The following is a 10,616-nucleotide window of genomic DNA, read 5'->3' on the forward strand; positions in this document are numbered from 1 at the left end:
GATGATGCTCGGACAAATCGCGATTGCGGCGCTCAGCGTCCACTCGGTTGCCAAGAGTTTCGGTGGCGCGAGGGTCGTCAAGGACGTCTCTCTTGCGATCAGGCCCGGGGAGTTCATCAGCTTGCTCGGTCCCAGCGGTTGCGGGAAGACGACATTGCTCCGCATGATCGCCGGTCTAGAAATGCCTGACTCCGGTACGATCGCGCTGGGAGACAAGGACATCACCGGCGTTCCCGTCTGGCAACGCAATATTGGCGTCGTCTTCCAAAATTACGCGTTGTTCCCGCACATGACGGTCGCCGAGAACATCGCCTTTGGCTTGCGGACGCGAAAGGTCTCCAGAACCACGATCGAGGCGAAGGTCCGAGATGCGCTTAAGCTCGTCCGGCTCGACGATTTCGGTCCGAGATCTACCGAAAAGTTGTCGGGAGGCCAAAAGCAGCGTGTGGCGTTGGCCCGGGCGCTGGTAACCGATCCCAAACTACTTCTGCTGGACGAGCCTCTGGGTGCACTTGACCGTAAGCTACGCGAGCAGATGCAAGTCGAGCTGAAGATGCTTCAGCGGGAAATCGGTATCACTACGCTGATGGTGACGCACGACCAAGAAGAAGCGCTCACGCTTTCCGACAGAATCGCCGTCATGAGCGATGGGCGAATCCTGCAAGACGACAGTCCGAAGGAGATCTACGAGCGCCCCCGCGACGCTTTCGTGGCTGACTTCATAGGAATGTCGAACCTTATGCAAGGTAAGGTCGTCGAATTTGATGGGAAGAAGCGGATTGCGATTTCAGAGAAGGCGGTCTTGGAGCTACCTCCCGACGCGATATCTGCGGCGCACGTCTCGATATTCGTCAGGCCTGAAAAATTGTCGCTCGATGAAGTGCCCGGTGCTGCAGGAAGCTCGCTTCCCGGAAAGATCGTGCACGTGTCCTATTCTGGTTCCGTGACCCATTGTTTCGTCGACGTCGGTTTGCAAAAGCCCCTCACGGTTCTGATCACGAACAGGTCGAGCCGCGATGATGAAGGCCCTCGGGTCGGCCAGCCCATCTGGGTGAACTGGGACGCTCGCAACATTGTTGTCCTTTGAATATCACTGCTGCCTTTTCATTCCAACCGCGTGCGGCCAGGCCGTAAGAGAGCAATAGATGGTCAAGCCCGAGTCCGAAAAGCCCGTTGCCGTAGTGACCGGAGGCGCAAAAGGAATAGGCTTCGCGTGCGCCGCGCGGCTGATCGCCAGCGGATTTCGTGTCGCTATTACCGATATCTCTGAACCCGACCTGAAGACTGCGACGGCTTCATTAGGAGTCGAACGGAGCGAACTGATGCCCCTGACGGACGACGTTCGATCCTTCGATGGCGTACATTCGAACGCAAAGCGGATCATGGATGCCTGGAGCCGAGTCGATGTCCTGGTCAATAGCGCCGGCGTGTCTCAGCCAAAGGGGCTGCTCAACATTACCGAACAGGAATGGGACCTTGTAATAGCGGTAAATCTCAAAGGGACATTCAATTGGTGCAAGGCCATAGCCTCCCACATGGTCGGAGCCGCCGCTGGACGTATAATCAATATTTCTTCGGTTAACGCTCACACGGGTGGTACGCCGTCCGCTGTGAGTAAATTCGCGTACGCTGCCTCCAAGGCCGGGATTTTGGGCCTGACGCGTGGATTGGCTAAGGAGCTGGCGCCCGACATCTCCGTAAACGCCGTATGTCCTGGTCTCATCGAAACCGCGCTGACCCTCAAGATGATCGGTGAGCAGGGGAAAGAGATGATCGCCCGCGGGATCCCGTTGGGACGCATCGGAACTCCTGACGACATCGCGGTGATCGTGCAATTTCTCGCGACGGTACAACCCAACTATCTGACCGGTGAGATCATCGACGTCGACGGCGGCGCCTTCATTAACTGAGCATGCGGCGGATGACCACAGCGACCAGGGACACCCCTCTTTCGATCTTGCTGACCCCGGCATCGGTGATTGGCTGCCTCATGGTGCTCTCTGCCGTGTTGATGTTTGGCATCTCCGTGCTCGATAATTTTCCCGGCTGGACTGCCATCACGTTTGAGCACTATCGCGAGTTTTTCCAGAACAGATTTCTTTTGCAGGCCGGGTTAAGGACAATCTCGCTTGCGACAGTGGTGACTTTGATTTGCCTGCTGTTCGGCTATCCGGTGGCATGGTTCCTTGTGCTCGGCCGTTCGAGGATAGCGCATCTCGTATTTCTGGCCGTGCTGACGCCGCTGATCGTCAGCATTGTGGTCCGGATGTTCGGTTGGACCATACTGCTTGGGAACGAAGGATTGCTCAACAAAGTGATGGTCGGGCTTGGACTGGTTGCCGCGCCCGTGCAGATGATGCGCAGCTTTTGGACGGTCGCGATCGGCCTGGTCCATGTTTTTCTTCCGTTCATGATCTTGTCGCTCACGTCCACGCTCGGCCGGATAGACCCGTCGCTAAGCGAAGCAGCGGCGACACTGGGTTCACGTCCCGTCCGATCCTTTCTGCAGATCGTTCTTCCGCTTTCCGCACAGGGAATGGCCACAGGCAGCATCATCGTGTTTTGCCTGACGACGGGCGTGTATCTCACACCGCTCTGGTTGGGCAGAGGCAACGTGACTGTTCTGGCCACGGCGATCCAGCAACAGATCCTCGAAACCGGCGATTGGCCGGCGGGTGCGGCTTCGGCGATGCTTCTCACATTCTTCACGCTGCTTCTTGTGGCGGGGTACAGCGTCCTAATTCGTCGATTGGGGAGGCGTTGATGATAGAGTCCGCTCGGTCGCTTCCGTCCGTCTGGAGGATCCTCAATCTTTGGATCGTAGGGATCGTGGTTGTCTTTCTGTTGCTGCCGATCCTCATCGTCATTCCAAGCGCATTCAACACCGACCCGACCGTCACGTTTCCGATCCACGGTTTTACGTTAAAGTGGTTTGCGAATGCGATCTCGCGCGCGGAATTCATCAGGTCGTTTTTTTTGAGTCTCGCAGTTTCCGTAATCGCGACTCTCATCTCACTCGCAGCTGGGGGACTGGCCGCCTACGCGATCGTGCGACGCGCGTTCCGCGGCAAAGTGCTGTTGGAGTTGGTGTTGCTGTCGCCGCTGATCTTCCCTTCTATCGTCCTCGCTATCGCGTTGACGATGGTCCTGGGTTCACTTGGCCTTCTTCGTACCGTTCCCGGATTGATCGTTGCGCATACGATCGTGACGCTTCCATATGCCGTACGGGCGATGATCGGCACCTTCCACAGCATCGACCCGCACCTCGAGGAAGCGGCGGCCGTGCTGGGAGCTCGCCGAGTATTCGTTTGGCGTGAGGTGCTCGTCCCGTTGCTGCGGCCGGGGCTTCTCGCGGCCGCGATCTTCAGCCTCATCATGTCCTTTGATGAATTCGCCGTGTCGTTCTTCGTGGTCGGCCCGGGCATGACCACGCTTCCGATCGAACTCTTCAACTACACGGAGTTCTACGCCGATCCGACGATCTGCGCGGTATCGACCATCCTTATTCTTCTATCGGCTCTGGCGGTCCTTGCGATTGAGCGATCCGTGGGCCTGGCGAAACTTATGAGCTGAGAGCGAGATCTTGGCTCATCGAAACCTCAAGGAGGGCGGAGTGACAAACTCAAATCGGCCTGGCGCTCTGGAGAGCGGTGCGCCGCAGGGCAACTCGGACGCATTTCGTCGCGCATTAGGCCACTTTTCAACCGGCGTGACGATCATCACGGCCGAATCCGATGGGGGGCGTGCGGGCATCACGGCCAACTCGTTCAGTTCCGTCTCCCTCGATCCACCCTTGGTGCTCTGGTCCGTCAAGAAGACGTCGACCAGTTGGCCCATCTTTGCTGCGGCGAAGTCGTTCGCGATCAACGTCCTTGCGTCCGACCAGGCCCAGTTGGCTTCCCAATTCGCCAAGTCGGGGACGGACAAGTTCAAAGACGTCGACTGGAAGCCGGGAGCGACTGGCGCGCCGTTGTTGGCCGGAGTGACGGCCCAGTTCGAATGCGTCCGCAGAGTGGAATACGAGGGTGGCGATCACCTCATCGTGGTCGGCGAGGTAAGCTATTTTGCTCGCTACGAGCGCCGGCCGCTTGTGTTCACTCAAGGAAGGTTCAGCTTGGCGATCGACAATGTGGATGCGTCCCTAACCAATGCCGACCAGCGAGGCGATCCGTATCCGACGTTCCTTACCATGTTTAGGAGAGCGTTTCTGCAGAGGGCGTCGGAATTTCGCGAAGAGGCCCACTCGGTCGGCTTCACGATGAACGAGAGCCGCTTGATGTACCACCTCGAACTCAGTCCGGGGCTCAGTCTCGAGGGGCTTGCACGCATCTCCCTCCTGGATCTGGATGCGGCAACGGATGGGATCGCCTCGCTGGAGCGCAAGGAGTGGATCGGTCGTGGCTCCGATGGTTCGTTGCAGCTCACCGTGCTCGGTCTGGAGCAAAATGCGAAACTTGGCCGGCTTGCGCACGCGGCCGAGGCCAACAAGCTGATGCGCTTCTCTGCAGCGCAAATCAGCAAGACGCGGGAGATCATTGAAGCGTTCGGCGGCCGGCTGGACAATGTTCCGGCCTATCGAGAGCCGCAATAAGAAATGGAAATGCAGGCAGCGGAGTCGAAGCAGATGACAAATCCTCTCAGAAACAGCAACAAACTCAAGCTCGGCATATTCGGAACGAACGGGAAGGGTGGTGCGCAAACCAGGGTTCCCGAACTGTATCAGCCGACTTGGCCCAACTCCGTTCGAACCGCCCAAACGGCCGATGCCGCGGGTTTCGAGGCGATCGTGGCGTATGCGCGATGGAAGGCCTACATGCCGGGCAAACCAGATCATACGAGCGGCATTGTTCTGGACCCGTTTACCTGGTCCGCGGGAATCGCGCAGGCCACCAATTATTCGGCCGTCATGCCGACCTCGCATGCGCCGACCATCCACCCGATAACTTGCGCTAAGCAATGTGCGACCATCGATATCATTTCGAACGGTCGCCTGGGCCTGAACGTCGTAGGTGGCTGGAACAAGCACGAATTGGAGATGTTCGGCGCGCCGATGCGCGAACATGACGAGAGATACGAACAGCTCGAGGAATGGCTTACCGTCATCAAGAAGATGTGGACGGAGAAGGAGGAGTTCGACTACGAGGGAAAATTCTACCGCGTGTCCGGTGGAGCGTCGATGCCGAAGCCGGTGCAGAAGCCGCACCCGCCCATCATGAACGCCGGTGGGTCGCCACGGGGCATGAGGTTCGCCTGTCAACACGCCGATTTGTGCTTCGTAATCCTGCAATCCGATGATCCTTCGGAATGGAAGCGGCAGATCGACATGTATAAGAATACGGCGCGTTCCTTCGGACGTGAGGTCCAAGTCTGGACCTATTGTCCAGTCGTCCAGCGGGACACCAAGGAGGAGGCCGAGAAGTATCTTCACCATTACGCGGTGGAGATGGAGGATGTCGAAAGCGTCGATGCCTGGTCCGCTGGAGTGGGTGCGCAGTCGCAGATAGCTTCACCGGAAAAGATGAAGGAGCTCCGAAAGCGAATCGCAGCCGGAGCCGGGGGCAACATCCTGGTGGGAACCGCGGACATAATCGCTGAGAAGATGGAGGGCTTGTGCGATGTGGGCCTGGACGGAGTGCTTTGCTCGTTCGTCGACTTCGACGACGGACTTCACCGCTTCATCTCTCAGGCGCTTCCGCTACTTGAACAACGTGGTTTGCGGGCTCCATTCAAGCCGAAGCTCGATCGCGAAGTCGCGGCATAAAGGGAAGTGAAAATCGCCTGCCGACCATACTGCTGATCGGCAGGCCGAAATTGGCACTTGTCAGGCCGCCTCTTCCTTTCGGGCCGAGGCAACGCCTTGAACCATCGCTCGCATTCGCGTCGGCGATCTCTCTTTGGCGGCACCGCGAATTCAGAGGTAGGCTCCATCGACGGGAAGGGCGACGCCCGATATGTAGCCGGCTCCCTCGGACACGAGGAATTCGACGGCAGTGGCTACGTCTTCGGACGTCCCGGCACGACCCGATGGATAGCCTTCCAGCATTCGCGCCTGCTCGCTATCCGGCAACGCATCGAATCTGCCCCTCACTCGGGTCCCCGGCTGACCGAGAATGAGTCCAGGCACGATGCAGTTGACCGTAATGCCGTTCTTGCCGACATCCTTTGCGAGCTGGGCCGTTAGTCCGATCAGCGCCGCCTTGGCAGTCGCATAAGCCAGGCGGCCAGGCACCGTTGTGGGTGGTCCCTTCTCGCCGAACGCCAAAATGGAAGAAAAGTTGACGATACGCCCAAAGCCTTTCTTGCTCATGCCGGCCATCACGGCTTGCGAGAACAGGAAGGTACTGGTCACGTTGAGAGCCATCACGTGATTCCAGAGATCCAAATCGATGTCTTCGATACTGAGAGTCTTTTTGGGGCCGCCGCCACCCGCGATGTTGATGAGCGTGTCGACCGTCCCGAAGGACGCGATGGCATGTTCTGTCGCGCTTCTTACATCTTCGGGATTGGTTACGTCCGCAACGTGCGAATAGACCGACATTCCTGCGATGCTACCGACGACTTCCTTCAAAGCCTCTTCATCGCGGTCGACAAGCATGATGCCGAAGCCGGACGCCGCTAGTCTTGCGACAGTGGCGCGCCCAATTGCTCCGGCGGCGCCTGTAACGATCGCAGAACGCTTCATGTTTCCTCTCTCACAATAGGTTTGCGAGAGAGGACCTTTCCACGGATCGAAGGATTGGTCAAATTTGTGATGCGATAGTATCGCATTACAATTCAGACGGCGGAAATAGCTCGTGCCGCTTGCACCGCTAGCGGGGCAAACCGCTTCTCGAAGTCGAACGGGGACCATTCGGCCAAGGAGCCAGCGACGTGTACCGCACCGATGGGCTTTCCCGCATCATCGAGAATTGCGACGCCGCACGCGATTTCCCCGACCATCATTTCCTCGACCACCACTGCGTAACCCGCATCCCGCGCCTCTTGGACGCGGGCAAGGATCTGCTCCTTGGCAATCGCCGTCTTGGGCGTCACTTTGACGAGGTCGGACCGATTGAGGATGTCTTTTACCTGCTCGAGGGGAAGCTGGGATAACACGGCGCGCCCTCCCGACGTGCAGAAGGTCGGAACGCTTCTTCCGCTGAGATATCCGTAAAGGCTGTCGCGCTTGCTTTGGAGGCGGACGAGATACAACATCGCGACATCGTCAAACAAGCTGAGATCGATCCTTTCCTGGGCGTCGCGCCGGAGCTCGGCCAAGATCGGCAGGGAATGCGTGATCAGCGGATGTCCGCGCAGATAGTCGAACGATCTCTGCAGGAGGCGTCGACCTGGCCGGTGACCGAGACTCGTCCTCTCAAGATATCCCAATTTGACCATGGTGTGGACGAGCCGCTGAGTTGCGCTCTTGTCCAGATCGGCCGCTTCCGCCAGCTCGGATAAGGACAAACCGTTTGCGGAGTCCGCAAACCCCTCCAATATCCGAAAGGCCTTGCCGACCGATTTTACGTAGAGCTTGTCCTCGCGATCATCTGATCGGGTCGCCTGCTTCCGTCCGGTCGCACGCTTGGCCATTATCCCAGTCTCCCTGCTCATTTCTTGAACTCCAACGCAACGTCGGGACGTTGACGTCATGCGCCAGAACAGACATTATAGATCGATCCGATCGTATCGTATTGCAATACGACTGAAACGAACTGAAGGGGTTGTCCATTGTCAGCGCAATATAATCCGGCCGAATTTCGGCCGCTCACCTTCCACGATGCGGTGCCCGCATTCAAGGAGGGACGGAGCAACCCACGAAAATATCTGGAGAAATGTCTGGAGGTGATCGAGGCCCGAGAGCCCGTCTTACGTGCTTGGGTGGAAATGAACATCCCGGGAGCGAGGTCCGCTGCGGATGCATCGACCAAGAGGTATCAATCGGGACGTCCGCTATCTTCGATCGACGGCATGCCCGTTGGCATCAAAGATCTCTTGATGACCAGGGATATGCCCACGCGTATGGGCTCGCCGCTGTACGAGAATAACTTTCCGAAGCAAGACTCCGCTTGCATTCAAGCGCTCAGAGCGGCCGGTGCGATCGTTCTTGGAAAGACGGTAACCACCGAGCTGGGTATGTCTCATCCCGGGCCCACGACGAATCCCTTTAGCCCGATCCACACACCGGGAGGATCCTCAAGCGGCTCCGCGGCGGTGATCGGAGCGGGTATGGTGCCGGCTGCCATCGGGACCCAAGTTGTCGGCTCCGTCATCCGGCCCGCGAGCTTCTGTGCGAATTACGCCATTAAGCCGACGATGGGCGCCCTGAACCGGGGCGAGCGCCAGGGCTTCAGTCAAAGCCATCTCGGGGTCCATGCCGGAAGTCTGGCGGACATGTGGCATGTCTCGATCGAGATCGCGAAGCGCTCCGGCGGAGATCCGGGATATCCGGGCCTCTTCGGCGGCTCGGAACTTCGCGCGGCTGAGCGACCGACCCGACTTATCGTCATGGAGGCGCAGGGGTGGCCCGAACTCGACCACGATACGAGAGGTGCCTTCGAGGACCTGCTATCCGATCTCGGTCGCGCCGGTGTGGAGATCACTCGTCGCAGCGAACATTCTCTCGTTGAGGCATTTGAACGAGCAATCGGCGAGAGCCTGGAAATAACACGGGACATCTGTGCGTACGAAATGCGTTGGTCGCTCGAGAATCTCGTGCAGCAATTCGGCGGAGGTCTCAGCGATAGCCTCACGTCGCGCCTGGATATCGCGCGGCAAATGACGCAGGATGACTATCGGCTCGTGATTTCGAGACGGGAAACCGCAAGAGCCGCGCATGCCTCGATTGCACATATCGCCGACGCAATCATCTCCCCGTCTTCGATCGGTCCGGCGCCGCGGCTCGACAACAAGGGGGTGGACTCGGGCGTGGTCCATACCACCGGTCTTCCCAACTACAATGCCGTTACATCGCTGCTTGGAGCACCTACGATCACGATACCGATGCTCGCGGTGAAAGGGCTTCCCGTAGGCGTCCAAGTGATCGGCCAGCAGCACACGGACGACCGTCTCGCCGGCATTGCGCGTTGGATCGCGGAGACCATTCCGCCGCGCTCCATTTGAGTCAGAGGGCGTGCGCTCGGCGCGCGTCCTCTCCTGTTTCTATTTGCTGCCGGCAAGTCCTTCACAAGAATTGTTGCAGAGCGCGACTGCTCTGCAATCCATCGTTCGTTGTCCATTACTTGAGCGCCCCGCCGAGATCGCGTGCACCTGCGGCAAAACGGCGAGAGCGCGCATTCCGCGACGTTAGGTGAAGCTTTTGTGTTGCATGCGAGAGCCCACTGCGCTCTAATATAAATAGATGCGCTCGTATCGTATTGCAATTCAATCGGCGCGACGAGCGTGCTATTCCATCGACCGTATTCTACTGGAGGGATCAATGCGCAATCGTAGGGAGATCTTGGCTGCCGCCGCGGTAGGAATTGCGGCGCCGGCGTTGCTGCGGCGAGCTTGGGCGCAGCAAGATGCGATCGAAATCGGTAGTCTCGTGTCTCTTTCCGGTACATTCGCCAATATCGGCGAACAGGTCGATATCGGTAGCAAGGTCGCCTTCGACTACTACAAGACCGCTGCGGGCAAGCCTCTTCGGTACGTGCAAATGGACGACCAGGGCGACCCGGGTCGGGCCGTGCGGCTGACGCAGGATGCCATCCGTGATCGCGGCATTCGTTTCTTCATGAATTGCACCAACAGCGCCATCGCTTTGGCGGTCGCGAAGGAAGTTGCAAACAGCGGTGGCGTCTACATCAATCAGGCCGGCGCCGACGAGATGACCGGTTCGCTCTGCAACAAAAATACCTTTCGATGGCCGGTCGCGACCTACAGCGCGGTGAACACAACCGTGCGCCCCTTCATGAAGCAGTTCCCCGACGCGAAGAAGTGGTACACGATCACAGGTCAATACGTCTTCGGCGACAGTCTCTTGAAGAACCTGAAGGATGTATTGGGCGAGCTCGGTGGCCAGCACATTGGCAACAGCTATCATTCTCTGAGCGATCGCGAGTATAGCGGCTTCATCACCGCTGCAATCGCAGCGCAGCCCGACGTGCTTTGCATCTGCAATTTCGGCAGCCAGACGATCGACGTGCTGCGGCAGGCCGTCAGCTTCGGGATGAAGCGCAACACGAAAATTGTCGTCGTTTGGTCTACGGGCCTCGATCAATTCCAGTCTCTGGGCCCGGATATCTGCGAGGGCGTCTATTTCGGTGCAAACTACTGGCATGGCGTGGATACCCCCGGCAATCGGCTGCTCTCGGGAGTGATCAAGGAGAAGCTCAAAGTGACGCCCAGCTATCTTCTGACCGCCGGCTGGGCCTGTACGCAGGCGACGGTAGAAGCTCTGAATAAGGCAGGTAGCACGGATGTGCCGGCGGTGATCAAGGCCTTCGAGACGCTCAGCTTTGAAGGCCCGACGGGACTCGAGAAGGTTCGTGCGGAAGATCATCAAGTCTTGAAGGACTATTATCTCCTGTTGGGCAAGCCGAAGGCCAAGATGCGTGACAAAGATGACTACGTCGAGGTCTTATCTGCCGAGAAGGCGTTCCTCTCGCCCGACAAGACGGGCTGCAAGCTATAGC

General features: G+C 58.3%; 10 protein-coding genes. 8 read left to right on the top strand and 2 right to left on the bottom strand.

Translation table 11 applies throughout. From position 1 onward, the window contains the following. The first annotated feature begins 1 nt into the window (after position 1). The 6 genes from TSA1_RS15555 to TSA1_RS15575 all read left to right on the top strand — a co-directional run bounded on the left by TSA1_RS15555 (position 2) and on the right by TSA1_RS15575 (position 5,761). Positions 2 to 1,087 (top strand): ABC transporter ATP-binding protein, encoded by a 1,086-nt coding sequence (locus TSA1_RS15555; protein ID WP_245448278.1) that lies wholly within the window; start codon positions 2 to 4, stop codon positions 1,085 to 1,087. 58 nt (positions 1,088 to 1,145) lie between these two features. Further along, entirely contained in the window at positions 1,146 to 1,910 is a 765-nt protein-coding gene (locus TSA1_RS15560; protein WP_100177132.1) for an SDR family NAD(P)-dependent oxidoreductase, read from the top strand. A gap of 11 nt (positions 1,911 to 1,921) precedes the next feature. Next, entirely contained in the window at positions 1,922 to 2,764 is an 843-nt protein-coding gene (locus TSA1_RS39315; protein WP_161497228.1) for an ABC transporter permease, read from the top strand. A 65-nt stretch (positions 2,765 to 2,829) separates the two neighbouring features. Further along, a complete protein-coding gene (locus TSA1_RS39320) occupies positions 2,830 to 3,573 on the top strand; it encodes an ABC transporter permease (protein ID WP_161497229.1) in 744 nt (247 codons plus the stop codon). Positions 3,574 to 3,613: 40 nt separating this feature from the next. Further along, positions 3,614 to 4,591, top strand: coding sequence for a flavin reductase family protein (locus tag TSA1_RS15570; protein WP_161497230.1), 978 nt, complete (start codon positions 3,614 to 3,616; stop codon positions 4,589 to 4,591). A 9-nt stretch (positions 4,592 to 4,600) separates the two neighbouring features. Next, positions 4,601 to 5,761, top strand: a complete 1,161-nt coding sequence (locus TSA1_RS15575; protein WP_245448280.1) for an LLM class flavin-dependent oxidoreductase — start codon at positions 4,601 to 4,603, stop codon at positions 5,759 to 5,761. 150 nt (positions 5,762 to 5,911) lie between these two features. Here the strand turns inward: TSA1_RS15575 and TSA1_RS15580 are convergent, their stop codons facing one another. Both TSA1_RS15580 and TSA1_RS15585 read right to left on the bottom strand, forming a co-directional pair. Beyond that, positions 5,912 to 6,682 (bottom strand): SDR family NAD(P)-dependent oxidoreductase, encoded by a 771-nt coding sequence (locus tag TSA1_RS15580; protein WP_161497231.1) that lies wholly within the window; start codon positions 6,680 to 6,682, stop codon positions 5,912 to 5,914. 92 nt (positions 6,683 to 6,774) lie between these two features. Next, on the bottom strand, positions 6,775 to 7,572 hold the full coding sequence (locus TSA1_RS15585; RefSeq protein WP_100181143.1) for an IclR family transcriptional regulator: 798 nt from the start codon (positions 7,570 to 7,572) through the stop codon (positions 6,775 to 6,777). Positions 7,573 to 7,710: 138 nt separating this feature from the next. Between TSA1_RS15585 and TSA1_RS15590 the strand changes: the two genes are divergently transcribed. Beyond that, on the top strand, positions 7,711 to 9,102 hold the full coding sequence (locus tag TSA1_RS15590) for an amidase (protein ID WP_100177137.1): 1,392 nt from the start codon (positions 7,711 to 7,713) through the stop codon (positions 9,100 to 9,102). A 316-nt stretch (positions 9,103 to 9,418) separates the two neighbouring features. Then, positions 9,419 to 10,615, top strand: coding sequence for an ABC transporter substrate-binding protein (locus tag TSA1_RS15595; protein ID WP_100177138.1), 1,197 nt, complete (start codon positions 9,419 to 9,421; stop codon positions 10,613 to 10,615). Position 10,616: the final 1 nt, after the last annotated feature.

The sequence above is a fragment of the Bradyrhizobium nitroreducens genome, assembly GCF_002776695.1.
GTDB classification, from domain to species: Bacteria; Pseudomonadota; Alphaproteobacteria; order Rhizobiales; family Xanthobacteraceae; genus Bradyrhizobium; species Bradyrhizobium nitroreducens.

Coding starts and splice junctions, on each gene's coding strand:
- TSA1_RS15555 (WP_245448278.1), top strand. CDS start 2: ATGATGCTCGGACAAATCGCGATTGCGGCGCTCAGCGTCCACTCGGTT.
- TSA1_RS15560 (WP_100177132.1), top strand. CDS start 1,146: ATGGTCAAGCCCGAGTCCGAAAAGCCCGTTGCCGTAGTGACCGGAGGC.
- TSA1_RS39315 (WP_161497228.1), top strand. CDS start 1,922: ATGACCACAGCGACCAGGGACACCCCTCTTTCGATCTTGCTGACCCCG.
- TSA1_RS15575 (WP_245448280.1), top strand. CDS start 4,601: ATGCAGGCAGCGGAGTCGAAGCAGATGACAAATCCTCTCAGAAACAGC.
- TSA1_RS15580 (WP_161497231.1), bottom strand. CDS start 6,682: ATGAAGCGTTCTGCGATCGTTACAGGCGCCGCCGGAGCAATTGGGCGC.
- TSA1_RS15585 (WP_100181143.1), bottom strand. CDS start 7,572: ATGGCCAAGCGTGCGACCGGACGGAAGCAGGCGACCCGATCAGATGAT.
- TSA1_RS15595 (WP_100177138.1), top strand. CDS start 9,419: ATGCGCAATCGTAGGGAGATCTTGGCTGCCGCCGCGGTAGGAATTGCG.